The sequence below is a fragment of the Pigmentiphaga sp. CHJ604 genome (assembly GCF_036972535.1).
Lineage (GTDB): Bacteria > Pseudomonadota > Gammaproteobacteria > Burkholderiales > Burkholderiaceae_B > Pigmentiphaga > Pigmentiphaga daeguensis.
Window position 1 is genome coordinate 125,015 of sequence record NZ_CP136998.1, and the last position, 17,947, is coordinate 142,961.

Below are 17,947 nucleotides of genomic sequence, written 5' to 3' on the forward strand. Positions count from 1 at the left end.
CACCCGGAGGCCCGCCCTGAAATCCCCCAAGCATTTCGACCTGCGCCGCCATCTCCCCCATCTGCTGCGCCGCGCCCATTTCGAGGCCGAGGCGCTGTTCGCCAGCATGTCCGACGAGGGCGCGACGTCACGCCAGATGGCGCTGCTGGTGGCCGTCCACCAGATGCCCGGCGCCTCGCAAAGCCAGGTCGCGCAGGCCATCGGGCTGGACTTGAACACGTGCAGCGATCTCGTGGCGCGCACCGCCGCCAAGGGCTACCTGGTCCGCCGCCGCTCGGAAACCGACCGGCGAACCTTCTGCCTGGACCTGACGGAAACCGGCCGCGAGGTCATGGCGGCCTCGGTCGCGGTCGCACCCCGCTACCAGGCCCGGCTGGCCCAGCGGCTGGACAAGGACGAACGCGAACAGCTTACCGCCCTGCTGCGCAAGATGTTGGGTTTCGACGACTAGCAGCCGCCGGCGTTTCCGGGATTTTCCTGATCGCAAGAAACTACGTATTCGTATTAAATGCGGCATCGCATGTCTTCGACGAAGGGCTCGCATCCATGGCGGAACTCATTGCATTCGCTCCCGGCAACTACCGCTACCTGCCAGGGGGATTCCAGTACAGCGCCGCCGTCATCGCCGACGCGGGCCATGTCATCGAGCGCGCGCGCTTTGCCCGGCCGGTGCCGCTGGCCGAGGGCTTCGCCCGCATCCGCGACCACCTGGCCGCCGTGGGCCGGCCGCCTGCCGCGCTCTGCGCCTGCGAACTGCGCTCGCCCGCGCCCATGAGCGAGCCCGAGTTCATCGCCTTCAATCGCCGCTACGTGCAGCCGCTGGCCGAATGGGGGCTTTTCAAGGACGAGGCCAATCCCGTCGCGCGCTGCAACCTGATACCGGAGGTCGACGCGCCCGCCGAACCGGGTTTCTACGCGTTCAGCTATACCGTGTCCGCGCAAACGGAGGGTCCGCCCGACTTCGTGACCTCGGGCGCGGCCGAATGCCCGGACCGGCCCAACTACCGCGCAAGCATCGTGCGGCTGGGGGAAACCTCGCCCGACGCGTTGCTCGACAAGCTGCGCTTCGCGCTGGGCGACCTGCAATCGCGATTCGACGCGCTGGGGGTGTCGGCGCACGATGTCACGGGCATGAACCTGTACACCGTCCATGACCTGTATCCGGCCATCGCGTCGGAGTTCGCGCGCCGCGGCCTGCTGGCGGGCGGGCTGGAATGGCACTGGGTACGGCCGCCGGTGCGCGACATCGAGATAGAAGTCGATGCCCGGCGTGTGTCGCGCCAGGTGCTGCTGTCATCCACCCGGAGTGCCTCATGAAATCGCTGCGCGCATTGCGTCACCTGCTTGCCACGACCCTGCTGGCGGTGCCTTGAGCCGTCGCGGCCGCCGGCCCCGAGGTGCCGGGGCCGGTCAGGATACTGGTCGGCTTTCCCGCCGGTGGCACCATAGACGTGGTCGCGCGGCTGGTGGCCGAGCAGATGCAGGGCGACCTGGGAGTGCCCGTGGTGGTCGAGACCCTGGCCGGCGCCGGCGGACAACTGGCGGCCCAGGCGCTCAAGCGTGCCGCGCCGGATGGCCGCACGCTGATGGTCGCGCCCGACCACACCGCCGTCATCGTGCCACTGACCGTGGCCAGGCCCGGCTTCGACAGCCGGACGGATTTCGCGCCGGTCGGCATGGTGGCCGACTACGCGGGCGCGCTGGCCGTCAGCCAGGCTAGCGGCATCAAGGACTTGCCCGGCCTGATGCGCTACGTGCAGGCCCATCCGGCGTCGGGCGGCGTGGGCGTGTCCGCGCCTGGCAGCAAGCCGCAATTCCAGCTGGACGCGCTGGCGAGGTCGCAGAAACTGCCGCTGTCCGCGGTGCCCTATCGCGGTTCGGTGCCCATGGTCCAGGACCTGGCCGGCGGGCACATCGCGGCGGGCATCACGGCGCTGGGCGATTTCCTGGAGTTCCATCGCGCCGGCAAGCTGCGCGTGATCGCCGTGACGGGCGAGCGCCGCTCCGGGCTGCTGTCCGAGATCCCCACGGCCGCCGAGTCGGGCTATCCGCTGCGGCTGGATTTCTGGGTCGGCCTGTTCGCGCCGGCCGGAACGCCGCAACCGCTGATCGCCCGGTACAACGCCGCGTTGAACAAGGCTCTGGACGTGCCCAAGGTGCGCGAGCGCATGGCGGCGGTGGTGTTCGATCCCCGGCCGGGCTCGCCGTCGGCCTTGCGGCAGCGCATTGCGGCGGAGCTGGAGCAATGGGAGCCCATCATTGCCGCCTCGGGGTGGGTCAAGCAATGACGGGCGCCAGCGCGCGGCTCAGTTCGCGGTAAGCCGGCGGTAGAAGTTCGGCAGCGCGAACAGCGCGCCGTGCACCCGCGCGTTGTAGTACTCCAGGTCGCCGATCCGGCGTTCCTCCAGGCGGGCGTGGATCGTCTCGCCCGGCACCGTGTCCGGGTCCAGCGCATCCGACGCCACCGCCAGGCCCCAGTACGTGCCGTACAACGGGATGTGCACGCCGTAGGGCCGCACGTGCGCGAACTGGCCGCGCAGCGTGCCGCAAAGCTCGCGAACCTGCTCCGGCTGGTGGAAGGGCGAGCCCATGTGCAGCACCAGCGCCCCCCCGGGCGCGAGGGCGTGCTTGCAGCGGCGGAAGAATCCGGGCGTGTAGAGCGGGCCGGCCGGCGTGTCCGGATCGGTCAGGTCCAGCAGGATCAGGTCGTAGCGGTCGGACGTGCGTGCGAGAAAGGCAACGCCGTCCTCGACCAGCACCGTGGCGCGTGGATCGTCCAGGGCGCCCCGATGGATCTTCTCGAGGTAGCGGCGTGCCGCGTCGATGACCTCGCCGTCCAGGTCGACCAGCGTGACGCGTTCGATGCCGCGGTGCTTGAGCAATTCCTCCAGCGCGCCGCCGTCGCCTCCGCCTATGATCAGGGCGTTCCGGGGCGCGGGATGCGCCGTGGCGGCCGGATGCACCAGGGCTTCGTGATAGAAGAATTCCTCGGCCTCGGACGTCATGTAGCGTCCGTCCAGTCGCAGCGTGCGGCCCAGCGTTGCCGACTCCAGCAGTTCCAGTCTTTGGTACGCGGTCTGACGGTTGAGGATGCGGCGCTCGAACCGGAAGCCGAAATACGCCTGGCCGGCCACGTCCTCGAGCACCAGTTCGCCCGCGTCCGCGGGCCCGTCGACGTCGCCGCGGTTCAGATGCTGGCGCTGCATGTCGCTCGGCCGGAAGGCTTCCACGATGGCCTTCATGAGGGCCTCGGCCTTGCGCGAATTGTCTTCCTGGAAGTTGCAGACATAGACGTCCAGCGTCACGCCGTTTCGTTCCGGCCAGGTATGGACGGCCAGGTGCGATTCGGCCAGCAGCAGCATGCCCGTCACGCCGCCGGGCTGGCCCTGGAAGTCGGGGAAGGTGTGCCACTTTTCGTCGACCAGCGTAAGGCCGGCTTCGAGCGTGTGGCGGCGGCAAAGGCGCGCCAGCGTGTCGGCGTCCGTCATCAGGGCGGACTCGCAGGCGCAGTGATAAAGATCTGCGGTAAGGTGCAGGCCTTGCATGGTGTCGATGCTCCTTGGAAAAGAGTCTTGCGACCAAGGGGATGGGCACAACGAAAGCCCGGAAGACCAATGGCCTCCGATTCGAGTGACAACGGCCCGTTCCTTGCGGAACGGCTGGGCAAAATGGCCGAGTCTACCCCAACCCACCAGGATGCGCGAGACGAGGAGCCGCGAGGTCCATGCGTCAGCGTTCTTGCGCCTCGCCTACCGGCGGGCCCACGTAGCGGGACTGCGGGCGGATCAAGCGTCCCGTCGAGGCCTGCTCGCGCGCATGCGCGATCCATCCGGCGACGCGTCCCATCGCGAAGACGCAGGTGAAGGTGTCGCGTTGGAATCCCAGCGCATCCAGGAGCAGCGCGGTGTAGAACTCCACGTTCGTCTCCAGGGTCCGGCCTGGCTTGCGCCGGCGCAGCGTATCCAGGGCCGCCGCTTCGATCGCCTGCGCGAGCGCGGCGCGTTCGCGGTCGGCGCGGCCGTCCTGGAGCAGCGGGCCCAAGGCGGACTTGAGCGCGTCGGCGCGCGGATCGCGGACCCGATAGACCCGGTGTCCGAAGCCCATCAGCCTGTCCCCGCGGTCCAGCGCGGCCTCCAGCCATGCGCGCGCATGGTCCGCTCGTTCGATGGCATCGAGCATGTCCAGCACGGGTCCGGGCGCGCCGCCGTGCAAGGGGCCCTTCAGGGCGCTGATGGCCGCCAGCACCGACGACACCAGCCCGGCGCGGGTGGATGCGACGACCCGGCTCGCGAACGTGGATGCGTTCAGGCCATGATCGGCCACGGTGACCAGGTACGTGTCCAGCGCGCGGGCCTGCAGAGGCTCCGCGGGAAGTCCGGCCATGCGCAGGATGTCGGCGGCGTGGCCGAGGCTGGCATCCGGAGGAATGGGACGCAGGCCCTTGCGCAGCCGGACCAGGCCGGCCGTGAACACCGCCGGCGCCGCCACCAGCCGCAGCGCGGTCGCGGGTCCGTCGCCATCGGCGATCCTGGCGGTCAGGGCGCGCATCGCGTCGATGGGCTCCTGAGCGACCAACGCCGGATCGGCGAAGGACAGATGTTCGAACACTTCCCGGCGCGCCGCGCCCAGCGCCGCCTGCCACGAGGCCGGGGCGCGCTCGAAGAATCCGTCGAACAGCAGCGCCATCACCGCCTCATAGCCGGCGTGCCCGGCAAGGTCGTCCAGCGAGCGGCCCCGCATGACCAGCCTGCCCTGTAGGCCGTCCACGTCCGACAGCACCGTTTCCGCCGCAATCACATCATCCAGACCAATCGTCATCATGCTCTCCTTGTTGCTGGCTGGATGTTGGTATGCAATAGTATTGACGTCAATCTTGATTTATTTTGTCAATATAAAGGCAAGCCATGGCCTGGATGACGGCGCAGGAAGCGATCGAACTGACCGGGGTGCGCGCGCAGACGCTGTATGCCTATGTCAGCCGGGGCAAGGTCCGCTGCAAGCGCGACGGCAAGGACCCGCGCCGCAGCCTCTATCATCGCGACGACGTGGTGCGCATGGCGGGCCGGCCGCGTGGCCAGCGCAATGCGCAAGCCATCGCGGGCGAGACGCTGGAATGGGGAGCGCCGGTGCTGCCCTCCGCCGTTTCCACCGTCCAGGATGGCCGGTTGTGGTATCGCGGCCTGGACGCCGTCGAGCTTGCGCGGGGCAGCCAGCTCGAAGACGTGGCCAGGTTGCTGTGGGACGCCGATGCGGCGCCTGGCATGGCCGGAACGCGTGCGCGCGCGGCGCCGGCACGGGACGAAGCCGGCGCCGTGCACCTGGGGCTGGTTGCCATGGCCACGCGCGCCGCCGCCGACCTGCCTACGCATGGCCGGGCGGCCGCGGCCTTGAAGGACGAGGCGCGGGCCGTGCTGGCAACGCTGGCCGGAGCGATGTTCGGCGCGCGGGTACTGCGCGCGGGCGGCACCATCAGCGAGCAGGTGGCCGCCGCGTGGGAGCGGCCGCGCGCCGAGCCCGCCATCCGCCAGGCGCTGTGCCTGATGGCGGACCATGAACTCAATGCTTCCACCTTCGCCGCGCGCGTCGCGATCTCGACCGGCGCGAGCCTGGCGGCGGGCGTGCTGTCTGGACTGGCCACCCTGACCGGCCCCTTGCATGGCCGCGCGCCCATGGCCCTGAAGGCGTGGATGGATGCGGCGGCCGGCGGCGACATGGAGACCGAGGTGCGCGAGCGACTGCGGCTGGGACAGGGATTCCCGGCCTTCGGGCATCCGCTGTATCCCGAAGGCGATCCCCGCGCGGCCGCGCTGCTTGATAGCCTGGCCGTGCCGGCCGCCTACAGGCATCTTGCGCGCCAGGTCGAGCGGCTGGTGGGCGAATCGCCCAATATCGATTTCGCGCTGGCGGTGCTGGCCGACGTGCACGACCTGCCGCCGCACGCGCCCCTGGCGCTGTTCGCCATGGGACGTTGCGTGGGATGGCTGGCCCACGCGCTGGAGCAGGCCGGGTCCGGCCACCTGATCCGGCCGCGGGCCCGCTATGTCGGACCCCCGCCCGAAGCGGGCCACGCCGGGCCGCGGCGCAAAAACAAAACCCCTCGCCGGGGCGAGGGGTCGTCGGTGATGCATGTGCGGGGCGCAAGCCCCGAAGCGCTCGTCAGCCGGCGGTGATGCCTTGCGACTTGATCACCTTTTCCCAGGTCTTGGTCTCGTCGGCCTGGAACTTGCGGAAGGCTTCCAGGCGCAGCGGCGACAGCTCCAGGCCCTGGGCCTTCAACGTCTCCAGCGTGGCGGGTTCGTTCAGGATCTTGGTCACGTCGCGCGCGAGCTGGCCCGAGATGTTGGCCGGCGTCGAGCTGGGCACGTACAGGCCATACCACGACACCACGTTCACGCCCTTCACGCCGGTCTCGGCCAGGGTGGGGATCTCGGGCATGATGGGCGAACGCTCGGAGCCGGTCAGGGCCAGCGCGCGCAGCTTGCCGGACTTGATCTGGGGCATCAGGGTCGGCAGCGCGCCGAAGATGACCTGGATCTGGCCGCCCAGCGCGTCATTCAGCGCCTGGGTCGTGCCCTTGTACGGAACGTGCAGCAGGTCGGCGCCGGTGGCTTCCTTGAACAGTTCGCCGGCCAGGTGCAGGCCGCTGCCCACGCCGGGCGAGCCGTAGGCCATGGTGCCGGGCTTGGACTTGGTCAGCGCGATCAGTTCCTGGATGTTCTTGGCGGGAACCGAGGGGAACACGGCGACCACGTTGGGCGCCTTGGCCATCATCGCAACCGCGGTGAAGTCCTTGTCCACGTTGTAAGGCAGGTTGGCCATCAGCGTCGGGTTGATGGTCATGTTGCCGGCCGGCACGACCAGCAGCGTGTGGCCGTCGCCGGCGGCGCGCTTGACGGCGTCGATGCCGATGTTGCCGTTGGCGCCGGGACGGTTGTCCACGACGGCGCTCTGGCCGTATTCATTCTGCAGGCCGGTGCCCAGCAGGCGGGCCAGCACGTCGACGGGGCCGCCCGGCGGGAACGGGGCGATGATGCGGAACTGGCCGTGCTTGAGCGAGGCCTTGGCGGCGGCGTCGTCGGCCGCGGGAGCCTGGGCGAAAGAAGCGGTGGCGACCGCCGCGAACAGCGCGCCGGCAGCCAGGCGAGTGCTAGTCTTAAACATAATGAACTACTACTCCATGACAATAAGTGCCCACCCCCTACGCCCTGACGGGCGCCCCCTCAAGGGGGCGGCGCTGGCGGACCGGCAAAGCCGGATCCGCGGCGCCCAGGGGTAAAACCAGGCTGGCGGAAAATGGCGTTTTTCCCGCCTTGAATAACCTGACCGAGCTCAGTCTTACGCCGAGTAATGAGCTTCAGACAGGGCGAGATGGATCTGCTCCTCCGACCCTCTCGCATATAGGCCTCGACAAGAAGAACACTGTTCTCCGTCTGCCTATTGTTACCCCAGGATGCGGTGGATCCGGCTTTGCCGGTCCACCCGCATCGCCCCCTGGGGGGCGCGCGTCAGCGCGTAGGGGGGTTATATGGCCACTGCATGCGCCTGATTGCCGATGGCGCGCACGACGCTATAGACAGTCAGGGCGGAAGTCTTGGGGTTGGCCGCGAGCGGCTTGCCCCGCATGGTGATCTCGAAGCTGCCGAAGGCGCCGCTGGCTTCCACGTGGTGCACGTTTTCCTTGCTGGAGGGGTCGGCGATCAGGCGCACCTGGGTGCGGTCCAGGCCGAGGCCGGCCAGCGACAGCGTGGCGGCGACGTTGGCGTTCTTCGGGAAGAGCCGGGCGGCTTCGCCGGCGGGGCCTTCGAAGATCACCGTGGGCTCGGTCAGCGCCTCGAGCTTGAACTGGCCGTCGGCCGGCGTGTCCTTCCAGGCCAGGGCCGGCTTGCGGCCGGTGTACACCACCGAGTCCAGGCCACCGATCTTGGCCGCCGCCAGCGCGTCGATGCCGCCGATGGCGCCCGACAGCAGTTGCACCTGGGTCTTGCCGCGCTTGGCGGCATCTTCCAGCTGGCGCGCCAGTTCGACATCCGACAGCGCGCCGATGGACACCACCACGCAGGGGATGCCTTGTTCGAGCGCGGGCAGCACGTGGGCACGCAGCGCGCCGTGGCCGGCGCATTCGACCAGCAGGTCGGGGCGCTGGGCGACCTCGGCCAGGCCGGTCACGACCTGGGCCTTGGGAGCGATCGCGGCGACCTGCTCGCGGGCCTGGTCCAGCGTGTCAGGGGCGACGATGACGCTGTCGATCGACACGTCGGAATCGTTCTTCAGCAGCGACAGGACGGAGAGGCCGATGGCCCCCGACCCTATCATCGTGATTCGTAGCATGTTGGCTCCTGGGCGATGCGTTGCCCGGTCAATGGGACGGTGAATAGTTGAGCAGGCGCGACAGCTCGTCGGCGGTGCCGCGCACGCGGCCGATCAGCTCGGATACGCGCGCTTGCTCGACGCGCGACGATGGCAGGGCGGCGCCCAGCGCCGCGACCACGCGGCCGGTGTGGTCGCGCACCGGCGTGGCGATGCTGGTGATGCTGGGTTCGTAGAAGCCGGCGCCCATGGCGTAGCCGTTGGCCCGGTCCTGCGCCAGCAGGCCCTGCAGCGCGGTCAGGGTGGACGGGGTGCTGGGCGAATAGACTTCCAGTTCCTCGTCGGGATAGAGCTCGCTCATTTCCCGATGGTCCAGGTCGGTCAGCATCACGCGGCCGAGCACGGTGGCGTGCGCGGGCAGGCGCGTGCCCAGGTTGACCGCGCTGGGGAACAGCGTGGGCGCCGAGACCTTCGCCACGTAGACGATGGAACGGCCGTCGCGCACCACCAGGTTGCACGAATAGCCGATCTCGTCGCGCAGGCGCTGCAGCAGCGGCGATCCCAGTTCGGTCAGCTCCAGCGAGGCCAGGTATTCGAAGCCCAGGCTCAGCACGGCCATGCCCAGGCGGTAGTTGCGTCCACCCTCGGTGCGCTCGATGAAGCCCAGCGCTTCCAGCGTGGTCAGCAGCCGGAACACGGTGGAGCGTGGAAGCCCCATCTTTCGAGCGAACTCGGGCGCCGACAGTGTCCGGTTCTGGCGGCTGAAGTGGCTGAGCAGCCGCAGGCCTCGCTCCAGGCCCGGGACGATGTAGCGCTCGGGAATGTCTTCGCTGATGGCGGCGTCGTTCATGGTCAGCGGGGCGTGGCGCCGGCGATGGCCGCGGCGTGCGCGCCTTCCAGTATGGCCGCGACGGCCTCCGGCCGCTCGATGTGGCAGGCGTGGCCGGCCACGGCGATGGAGCCGTAGGGCGCGCCGAACATCTCGGCGATGGCGCGGCAGTTGGCCGGGATCGTGACGGTGTCCTGGTCGCCGGAATGGACCTCGACCGGCATCGCGGCCGGCGCGTAGGCGGCCATGTCGGCATTGCACAGCATCTCGATCGCCTGGCGGTAGCCGGCGGTATCCAGGCGCTCCATGTTCCAGCGGACCCAGGCCAGGGCCTCGGCGCTGGGTTCGGACGACAGCATCTTGGCCGGGCGCGTGCGCGCCATGCCGGCGATGCCGACCTGTTCCAGCGTGCGCAGCCGCTCGGCGCGCACCGCTTCCTGGCGCTCGGCCAGCGCGGGATTGCCGTAGCCGCGCGTGGGGCTCAGCAGCACCAGGCGCGCGACCCGCTGCTTGCCCAGGTCATGCGCATAGGCGGTGGCCATGAGCGTGCCGAGCGAATGGCCGACCAGCACGCAGCGATCGATGCCCAGCGCATCGAGCATCTGGTCCAGTTGACCCGCATAGTCTTCCGCGCCCGGCGAGGCCGGCGCCAGCCGCGCCGAATTGCCGTAGCCCGGAGCGTCCCAGGCGACCACGCGCGCGCGTTCGGCCAACTTCAGCGCCGCATGCAGCCACGAGCCCGCGCCCGAGCCGATGCCATGCAACAGCACGATGGCCATGCCGTCCGCGCCCGGCGTGCCCGCCTCGCGATAACACTGCACGCCCCCGGCCGTTTGCACCGATTTTTCGGCGAAACGGCTATTGAGCAACTCCAGCGTTTCCGGCGACGGTTCCGGCGCCAACGTATCGGTCTGCATCGTCCTAAATCCAGAAAAAATCCACCCCGTACCCGCTTACGCGGGCCCCCTCAAGGGGGCGGCGCTGGCGGACCGGAGGGAAAGCCCACCCCACGCGGCCTATGGCCGCTCCCCTCGAGGGGCGGCGCCGGCGGACCGGCAAAGCCGGATCCGCGGCGCCCTGGGTTTAGTACCTGTTTCTTGGTACGCCACATCGTTGCTACCGCTGGCAGCCAGCGATAGCAACGGTGCCACAACCCAAGAGAGCGGCACTAGACCCAGGATGCGGTGGATCCGGCTCCGCCGGTCCACCCGCATCGCCCCCTTGGGGGGCGCGCGTAAGCGCGTAGGGGGGGACCTATTACCGTTTGATCTTCGCCAGCGGGTGCTCGGGCGGGTAGGTCGGGGTGATGGGCTTCTTGGCGCCCAGCATCACACACATCAGAGCGTCTTCGTCGCCGATGTTGATTTCCTCGCGGTACACGCCCGGGGGAACCGACACCAGGTCGCGGTCGGTCAGGATGGTTTCGAAGCGCTCGCCGTCCTTCTCCAGGATCACCTTGAGCTTGCCACGGATGACGAAGAAGATTTCCTCGACGTCGGTGTGCAGGTGCGGGGGGCCTTCGTGGCCGGCCGGGATCACCATGGTCGAGAACGTGAAGTGCTCGGAAGGCACGGTGTTCGAATCGGCGGCGACGCCGGTGCCGCCCGTGCCGACATAGCGCATTTGCGCACGGCGGTACTTGGGATCGAAGTCGGCCTGGAACTTCAGGGCATCCCAGTCGTACTTACGGGTCGAGAACCGCGCGACGCGCGAGTTCATCCAGGTCTCGAAGTCAGCGCCTTCGGGGCGGTCCCAACTGCGGGCGACTTGCTGTTGTTCGGACATATCCGTCATGGTGTACTCCTGCATGGGCGGCTAGGCGCCGCGAGAGCGGGTGGAGGCGGGTCCGGGAGGGCCCGCCGCGGTGTGTTCGCTGTCACTGCCACGCGTTTTATATTTAAAACGCGGATTTAATAGTGAAACAAGGGTAAATATACGCCCTCTTGGTGAAATCGTCACTAGGGTAAACACTAGGTCGCCATTACCGGGTACAATCGCGGCTCGCGCCTGGCTCCAATCCAGGCGTGCATCCGGCCAGGCGCCGCGCGCCATGTCTTCCGGGCTCCACCCGGACAGCCGTTTTCCGGCCGGCCTATCCCCAGTTAATACGTACGTCAGCCTCGATTGGAGTCACTCAGCTTGAGCGACGGGCCGTCGCTGGAGTTGTCTTGATTACTTCCGATATTTCGTTTGCCGACCTCGGCCTGGCCGAGCCGCTGATGCGCGCCATCGCCGATGCCGGCTATACCCATCCCACCCCCATCCAGGCCCAGGCCATTCCCCAGGTGCTCAAGGGCGGCGACCTGCTGGCCGCCGCGCAGACCGGCACCGGCAAGACCGCGGGCTTCACCCTGCCCCTGCTGCACCTGCTGTCGTCGAACCGGCCCGCGCAGATGCGCCCGGGCCGGCCGCGCTGCCTGATCCTGACGCCCACGCGCGAACTGACCGCGCAGGTCGAGGAATCCGTCCAGATCTACGGCAAGTACCTGCCGCTTAAATCCATGGTGATGTTCGGCGGCGTGAACATCAATCCGCAGATCAGCGCGCTGAAGAAGCCGGTGGACATCCTGGTCGCCACCCCCGGCCGCCTGCTGGACCACGTGGGCCAGAAGACGCTGGACCTGTCCGGCGTCGAGATCCTGGTGCTGGACGAAGCCGACCGCATGCTGGACATGGGCTTCATCCGCGACATCCGCAAGATCCTCGCGCTGCTGCCGGCCAAGCGCCAGAACCTGTTGTTCTCGGCCACCTTCTCCGATGACATCCGCGCGCTCGCCAAGGGCGTGCTGAACGATCCGGGCGAGGTCTCGGTCGCGCGGCGCAACACCGCGTCCGAGCTGGTGCGTCAGTCGGTGCTGCTGGTGCAGAAGGAACAGAAGCGCGACCTGCTCAGCCACCTGGTGCGTAGCAACGGCTGGAAGCAGGTGCTGGTGTTCACGCGCACCAAGCACGGCGCCAATCGCCTGGCCGAGAAACTGGTCAAGGACGGCGTTCCCGCCGCCGCCATCCATGGCAACAAGAGCCAGTCCGCCCGCACCAAGGCGCTGGCCGGATTCAAGGACGGCTCGGTGGAAGTGCTGGTGGCGACCGACATCGCGGCGCGCGGCCTGGACATCGACCAACTGCCGCAGGTGGTGAATTTCGAACTGCCCAACGTGCCCGAGGACTACGTGCACCGCATCGGCCGCACCGGCCGCGCGGGTGCGACGGGCGCGGCGGTGTCCCTGGTCGACGGCGAGGAAGGCAAGCTGCTGGCCGACATCGAGAAGCTGATCAAGCGCAAGATCGATCGAGAGCCCCTGCCCGCCTTCACCGTGTCGGCGCCCGATCGCGACGAGCGCGCCGAACGCCCGCCGCGCTCGCATGCGCCGCGCCAAGGCCAGGGACGCCAGGGCGCGCCGCGTGACGGCGGTCGTGGACAGTCAGCACATGGTTCAGGCGGCCGCCAGCCGTCCGGGAGTGGCCGTGGACAGGGCGCCGCGCGCGGGCAAGGCCCGGCCAGCCGGCCGGCCGCGTCCCAACCCAGCCAGGCCCGGCCAGCCCAGCCGCGCCATGCCGCGCCGGCTTCCCAGGGCGCGGCGCGCCCCGCCGGCGAAGCCCGCAACGGCGGCGCCCGCCGCCCCGCCCTCTTCACGCCCAAGCCCCAGGGCTGAGTCTCCCCGCGCCGCCGGACTGCCTGCGCGGTTCGGCGGCGCGTGCCATCGTTTTCTTCTCTCCGCTTTCATTTCGTCCGCGTTCCGTATCGGGCTCTTCCCGCGTTGACGCCGCTTGGCTACGCTCGTACACTATTTGCGAAACTTAGTTTCGCAATGCGAACATATCGTATCCGGTCATCACCCCATGTCCTACAGCGAGAAACAGCACGCATGAAAGCCTCATACGACCAACCGCGCATCCTGATCGCCGGCGCGGGCATAGGAGGGCTGACGACGGCCCTGGCTCTCAGGAAACTGGGCTTTCGCCACGTCGAGGTGCTGGAACAGACAGCGGTACTGAAGGAGGTCGGCGCGGGCATCCAACTCGGCCCCAATGCCGTCAAGGTCCTGCACGACCTGGGCATCGCCCCGGCGCTGGAAGCCGTGGCGGTGGCGCCGCTTGCCACCCGGTCGCGCGACTGGGCCAGCGGCCGCACCATCCGCGATTTCCCGCTGGGGCCGGAGTGCGCGCAGCGCTACGGCGCGCCCTACTACCATGTGCACCGCGCCGATCTGCACAATGCCTTGATCGATGCGTACGGGCGCGAGAACGTGCGGCTGGCGCAGCGCGTCAAGACGTATGCGCAGGACGCGGCGGGTGTGCGCGTGGTGCTGGAGTCGGGCGAGACCGTGGAAGGCGACGTGCTGGTCGGGGCCGACGGCGTGCACTCGGTCGTGCGCGGCCAGTTGCTGGAAGGGCAGGATCCGCGCTTCACCGGGCTGCTTGCCTGGCGGGGCATGGCGGATGCGGACCGCGCCCGCCACCTGGGCATCGAGAAGAACGTCAACGCCTGGTGGGGGCCGCACCGGCACTTCGTGAACTACTACGTGTCGGCGGGCCGGCGCATCAATTGGATAGGTATCGTGCCGGCGGGGGAATGGCGGCTCGAATCGTGGTCGGCGCGCGGCGACAAGGCCGAGGTGCTGAAGGAGTTCGAAGGCTGGCACCCCATCGTGCGTGGCCTGATAGAGGCGACCGACGAGGTGTTCAAGTGGGCGCTGTACGACCGCGATCCCTGGCCGGTGTGGACCCGGGGCCGGGTGACGCTGCTGGGCGACGCGGCCCATCCCATGGTGCCTTTCCTGTCGCAGGGCGGTTCGCAAAGTATCGAGGACGGCCTTGTGCTGGCGCTGTGCCTGGCCGGGCTGCCGCACGATCCGGCCGCCGCGCTCAAGGCCTACGAGGAGCTGCGCACCGCGCGCACGGCGCGCGTGCAACTGGGCTCGCGCGAGGCGGGTCGCATGTTCCACCAGACCGATCCGCTGAAGAAGTTCATGCGCAACCTGAAGTTCCGCTGGGCCGCTCTGACCAACAGCCAGGAGAAATGGCGCCGGGTCGACTGGCTGTACAGCTACGATTGTCGGGAGGCCGTGGCCGCGAAGCTGGGCACCGTGTCCGCTAGCGTGCCAGCTCCCACCGCCGATAGCATCGCCTGATCGCCGCCGCCGACGGCAGCATCACCGTGGGCAGGTCGAGCCCTTCGATCATCTCGACATAGCGTCGGCGGTTGCGCGGCGTGACCACGGCGATATGGTGGATCATCGCCCACTTGACGCTGTCGCGGCCGCCGTCCAGGGCGCCGCGACGGTCGCGCTCGAACCAGGTCCGGCGCAGGTAGCGCAGCAGGCTCAGCGGCGTGGAGATGTCCAGCAGGATCACGCCGGTGGCGCGCCGCAGGCGCTGCGGCATGCAGCTGGAATAGTTGCCGTCCATGACCCAGCGCTCGCCTGCGATGGCCGCGTCGTGCAGGGCGGTGAATTCCTGCGTGGGGCGGGGTTCCCAGTCAGTGTGGGGCAGGTGGTAGAGCCGGTCGAGGTGGACCGGCTCCAGGGCGCATTTGCGGGCGATCGCCTCGGCCAGCGTGGACTTCCCGCTGTTGGAGGGCCCGACGATGCAGATGCGCGGCCCCAGGCTCGCAAGCTTCATGAAAAAGGTGTCCTTCACATCCAGGCACCTTTTTATTCGATGGCGTGCGCACTGGCCAGTCCGGCGGAGATCAGATCGGCGGGCGTGCCTCGAATCCCAACACCGCCTCCAGCGCGTGCGCCGCTTGCAATACCTGGGCATCGTGGCCCCGCGGCGCGGCGATGTGCAGGCCCATGGGCAGGCCGGCGGCGGTCAGCCCCATCGGGATGCTGATGGCGGGTTGCTGGGTCAGGTTGAACAGCGAGGTGTAGGGCGTCCAGGCACGCCGGTTGGGGAACTCTTCGAATTCCTTCGGATAGCTCAGGTTCGCGTCGAAGGCGGGGGCCGCGACGGTGGGCGTCAGCAGCAGGTCGAAGCGCTGGTGAAAGGCGTGCAGACGCCGTGCCAGGTCCTGGCAGCGCGCTTGCGCGCCCATGTAGTCCTCCAGCGCCAGGCCGGCGCCGTCCTCCAGGATGCCCGCCATGACGGGCGACAGCAGCGCGCGCCGCTCCGCCGGCATGTGCTGCAGCGCGTACCGGTATCCCGCCTGCAGCAGGACCAGGTAGTCGTCGATAGGGTTGTCGATGTCAGGATCGGCTTCCTCGACGATGGCGCCCAGCGCCGCCAGGCGTTGCCCCGCCTGCCGGAAGGCCTCGGCGATCTCGGGATCGACCCGGGGAGCGTAGCCCAGGGTCAGGCTGAGGGCGACGCGCTTGCCGCGCACGCCCTGTTCGAGATTTCCGCCCAGGCTGTCGGGCCGCCAGGGCAGCGCCATGGCGTCCCGCGCGTCGGGCCGGGCGATGATGTCCAGCACCGTGGCGGTGTCCCGCACGTTGCGGGCCAGCGGGCCGACGCAGGACAGGCCGCCGGCCACGTTGGGCGGATACATGGGTACCAGGCCGCCAGTGGCCTTGAAGCCCACCACGCCGGTCAGGGCCGCGGGGATGCGCAGCGATCCGCCCGCATCGGAACCCAGCGCGAAGGGGCAGAAGCCGGCCGACACCGAGGCCGCGCCGCCGCCCGAGGAGCCGCCGGCCTGCTTGCTCGTGTCCCAGGGGTTGGTGGTGGCGCCGGTGAGCGGACTGATGGTGACGGGGCCCGCGCCCAGTTCCGGCATGGTGGTCAGGCCCAGCAGCACCGCGCCGCCTTCCTGGCAGCGCAGTACCGCGGGCGCGGTGTCCGGTACGGGATCGGCGGGCATCGCGCGCGAGCCGCGCCGATGGGGCAGTCCGGCCACCATCAGGTTGTCCTTGGCGGTGAAGGGTGCTCCGTCCAGCGGCCCGAGCGGCGCCCCGCGCAGCCATCGCGCCTCGCTGGCGCGTGCCGCCGCGCGGGCGCGGTCTTCATCCAGGATCGTGAACGCGTTGATGCGTTCGTTCAGCGCGGCGATGCGGTCGAGTTGCGCCTCGAGCGCCTCGACCGGGGATATTTCCTTGCGTTCGAAGGAGCGGGCAAGTTGCGCTAGGGATAGGAACGGCAGGTCTGGCATGCTGTGGGGAATCCTGGGTTGGTCGATGGCACGCTACTGCGGCCGCGCGCCGTCGACGCGCTGGTCGGGGGCCACGACGTCGCCGTCCACGACCATGGGTTGGCCATCGACGTGGAACGAGCATTTGCGCATGGGAATGTCCAGGTGCGCCTTGGTGCGGCGGCTGCCGCCGGGGCCGGTGGAAAACAGGAAGTTGCCGTAGAACGACCGGGCTTCCATGCCGATGGTGGCCGCCTTGTCGTACAGCCCGAGCGAGGTCCAGCGGGCCTTGGGCTGCAGGCCCCAGCCCAGGTGCGATACGGCGTAGGCGTCGGGATCGTCGAAGCCGCGCAGGTAGGTGTCCAGGAATTCGGCATCCAGCCCGCCCGAGATGCGCACGATGGTTCCGCGCTCGATCTCGAGGGTGATGGGTGACTGCACGTAGTTCTTGAACGGCAGGATGATGTCGCCGGGCGCCAGCACGACCACGCCCTCGGCCGTGCCGTCGTCGGGCAGGCGGGCGACGAAGCCGCTGGGCCAGTGGTCCCAGCGGCCGGGGCTATCCACGTAGCCGTACTCCGCCGTGATCGGATAGACGCCGATGGACGCCGTCAGCCGCGTGCCCGCCGCGGAGGTGACGGTGATCCGGCGTCCCCGCGCATAGGCGTCGCGCGCGGCCAGCACGCGGCGCCGGTCGTCCGGCGACGGCATCACGCGCGCGAGGACTTCCGGGGGTTCGTAGGCCAGCAGCATGCGGGTGCCGGACTCCAGCACCGCGCGCTGGCCCGGCGTGAATAGCAGGAATACGGTGTCGATGACCAGGTCGGCCGCCTTCATCGCGGCCAGCGCCATGGGGTCGTCGTCGATGGGCGAGGCGCCGCTGACCACGGTGGGATCGGCGCCCACTTCGCAGGTATCCCAGTTGGGCGCGATGTCCAGCTTGACCACCCGCGCCTGCAGCGCGGCGGCCGCCCGGGCGGCGGCATCGACCACGCGCGGGTCGGAGTTCTGCGAGGTCAGGATCAGCACGTTCTCGCCGGGGGCCAGTTTCGAGAGCTCCAGGACTTCCGTCCAGCAGCGGGTCAGTTGCGAAGGACTCAGTGGCATGGGGCCTCCAGGGTGTCGAGCGTGGCCAGCACCTCGGCCAGGGATTGCACCTCGCCGTACTTCTGGCCGATGTCGAAGAGACTGGCGTCGTGCGGGGCCAGCGCGCGGTCGCCGACGCAGTCGGCCACCACCACGGGGCGGAAGTTGAAGCTCATCGCATCCACCACGGTGGCGCGCACGCAGCCGCTGGTGGTGCTGCCGGCCACCAGCACGGTGTCCACGCCGCGCCGGATCAGCCATCCCGCCAGGTCGGTGCCGAAGAAGGCCGACGGCTGGGTCTTGCGGATGACGGCATCCTCGGGCCGGACTGCCAGCTGCGGGACGACGTGGCTTTGCGGGTTCTCCTCGTGCAGCGAGGCCAGGGCCGGTATCTTCATGCAGAAGACGCTGTCGGCGCCCGGGGCGTAGACGATGCGGGTGAATGCCACGGGCAGCTTCGCGCGCCGGGCGGCGGCCAGCAGCGTGACCGTGGCCGCGATGGCGTCCGGGATATTGCCGCCGCCCAGCACGTCGGGATCGTTGAAACCGTTGACGAAATCGACCACGACCAGGGCCGGCTTCCGGCCCCAGCCGCTGCGGGCGCCCAAGCCCTGTTTGCGATAGACCGCCGCGGCGGTGTCGTTCATCGTTCTCGC

At 69.1% G+C, this 17,947-nt stretch carries 17 protein-coding genes; 6 read left to right on the top strand and 11 right to left on the bottom strand.

Translation table 11 applies throughout. The annotated features are described in order from the left end of the window. Positions 1–106 precede the first annotated feature (106 nt). The 3 genes from R4823_RS00635 to R4823_RS00645 all read left to right on the top strand — a co-directional run bounded on the left by R4823_RS00635 (position 107) and on the right by R4823_RS00645 (position 2,288). The gene (locus tag R4823_RS00635) at positions 107–451 is read left to right on the top strand and encodes a MarR family winged helix-turn-helix transcriptional regulator (RefSeq protein WP_087838926.1); all 345 of its coding nucleotides are present in this window, start codon (positions 107–109) and stop codon (positions 449–451) included. A 95-nt stretch (positions 452–546) separates the two neighbouring features. After that, a complete protein-coding gene (locus R4823_RS00640; protein ID WP_338617047.1) occupies positions 547–1,317 on the top strand; it encodes a hypothetical protein in 771 nt (256 codons plus the stop codon). Between the two features lie 80 nt (positions 1,318–1,397). Continuing rightward, complete coding sequence (locus tag R4823_RS00645; RefSeq protein ID WP_338617048.1) at positions 1,398–2,288, top strand: tripartite tricarboxylate transporter substrate-binding protein; 891 nt, start codon at positions 1,398–1,400, stop codon at positions 2,286–2,288. Positions 2,289–2,306: 18 nt separating this feature from the next. On the opposite strand, the gene speE is transcribed toward R4823_RS00645, so the two are convergent. Both speE and R4823_RS00655 read right to left on the bottom strand, forming a co-directional pair. Next, positions 2,307–3,545, bottom strand: a complete 1,239-nt coding sequence (gene speE, locus R4823_RS00650; RefSeq protein WP_132979693.1) for a polyamine aminopropyltransferase — start codon at positions 3,543–3,545, stop codon at positions 2,307–2,309. A 184-nt stretch (positions 3,546–3,729) separates the two neighbouring features. Continuing rightward, positions 3,730–4,821 carry a citrate synthase/methylcitrate synthase gene (locus tag R4823_RS00655; RefSeq protein WP_338617049.1) on the bottom strand — a complete coding sequence of 364 codons (1,092 nt, stop codon included), beginning with the start codon at positions 4,819–4,821 and terminating at the stop codon, positions 3,730–3,732. An 83-nt stretch (positions 4,822–4,904) separates the two neighbouring features. On the opposite strand from R4823_RS00655, the gene R4823_RS00660 reads away from it, so the two are divergent. Further along, positions 4,905–6,170 (top strand): citrate synthase family protein, encoded by a 1,266-nt coding sequence (locus R4823_RS00660; RefSeq protein ID WP_338617050.1) that lies wholly within the window; start codon positions 4,905–4,907, stop codon positions 6,168–6,170. On the opposite strand, the gene R4823_RS00665 is transcribed toward R4823_RS00660, so the two are convergent. From R4823_RS00665 to R4823_RS00685, 5 genes are all read right to left on the bottom strand, one after another. Further along, positions 6,157–7,161, bottom strand: coding sequence for a tripartite tricarboxylate transporter substrate binding protein (locus R4823_RS00665; RefSeq protein ID WP_087838920.1), 1,005 nt, complete (start codon positions 7,159–7,161; stop codon positions 6,157–6,159). The two genes, R4823_RS00660 and R4823_RS00665, sit on opposite strands and share 14 nt — an antisense overlap. A gap of 360 nt (positions 7,162–7,521) precedes the next feature. Beyond that, the gene (locus R4823_RS00670) at positions 7,522–8,328 is read right to left on the bottom strand and encodes an aspartate dehydrogenase (protein WP_087838919.1); all 807 of its coding nucleotides are present in this window, start codon (positions 8,326–8,328) and stop codon (positions 7,522–7,524) included. 28 nt (positions 8,329–8,356) lie between these two features. Next, complete coding sequence (locus R4823_RS00675; protein ID WP_087838918.1) at positions 8,357–9,157, bottom strand: IclR family transcriptional regulator; 801 nt, start codon at positions 9,155–9,157, stop codon at positions 8,357–8,359. Positions 9,158–9,159: 2 nt separating this feature from the next. Continuing rightward, a complete protein-coding gene (locus R4823_RS00680) occupies positions 9,160–10,053 on the bottom strand; it encodes an alpha/beta hydrolase (protein ID WP_338617051.1) in 894 nt (297 codons plus the stop codon). 340 nt (positions 10,054–10,393) lie between these two features. Next, a complete protein-coding gene (locus tag R4823_RS00685) occupies positions 10,394–10,930 on the bottom strand; it encodes a cupin domain-containing protein (RefSeq protein WP_087838916.1) in 537 nt (178 codons plus the stop codon). Between the two features lie 425 nt (positions 10,931–11,355). Between R4823_RS00685 and R4823_RS00690 the strand changes: the two genes are divergently transcribed. Together R4823_RS00690 and R4823_RS00695 are read left to right on the top strand one after the other, a co-directional pair. Continuing rightward, positions 11,356–12,789 carry a DEAD/DEAH box helicase gene (locus tag R4823_RS00690; protein WP_165963156.1) on the top strand — a complete coding sequence of 478 codons (1,434 nt, stop codon included), beginning with the start codon at positions 11,356–11,358 and terminating at the stop codon, positions 12,787–12,789. Positions 12,790–13,002: 213 nt separating this feature from the next. Beyond that, entirely contained in the window at positions 13,003–14,268 is a 1,266-nt protein-coding gene (locus R4823_RS00695; protein ID WP_165963136.1) for an FAD-dependent monooxygenase, read from the top strand. On the opposite strand, the gene R4823_RS00700 is transcribed toward R4823_RS00695, so the two are convergent. From R4823_RS00700 to R4823_RS00715, 4 genes are all read right to left on the bottom strand, one after another. After that, on the bottom strand, positions 14,231–14,758 hold the full coding sequence (locus R4823_RS00700) for an AAA family ATPase (RefSeq protein ID WP_087839105.1): 528 nt from the start codon (positions 14,756–14,758) through the stop codon (positions 14,231–14,233). The two genes, R4823_RS00695 and R4823_RS00700, sit on opposite strands and share 38 nt — an antisense overlap. Positions 14,759–14,828: 70 nt before the next feature. Continuing rightward, positions 14,829–16,226 carry an amidase gene (locus tag R4823_RS00705; protein WP_338617053.1) on the bottom strand — a complete coding sequence of 466 codons (1,398 nt, stop codon included), beginning with the start codon at positions 16,224–16,226 and terminating at the stop codon, positions 14,829–14,831. A gap of 33 nt (positions 16,227–16,259) precedes the next feature. Then, positions 16,260–17,312: a 2,5-dihydroxypyridine 5,6-dioxygenase gene (locus R4823_RS00710; RefSeq protein WP_338617054.1), complete on the bottom strand. Its 1,053-nt coding sequence runs from the start codon at positions 17,310–17,312 to the stop codon at positions 16,260–16,262. Next, positions 17,303–17,938: an isochorismatase family protein gene (locus R4823_RS00715; protein WP_132979695.1), complete on the bottom strand. Its 636-nt coding sequence runs from the start codon at positions 17,936–17,938 to the stop codon at positions 17,303–17,305. Before R4823_RS00715 ends, R4823_RS00710 begins: the two co-directional genes overlap by 10 nt. Positions 17,939–17,947 lie beyond the last annotated feature (9 nt).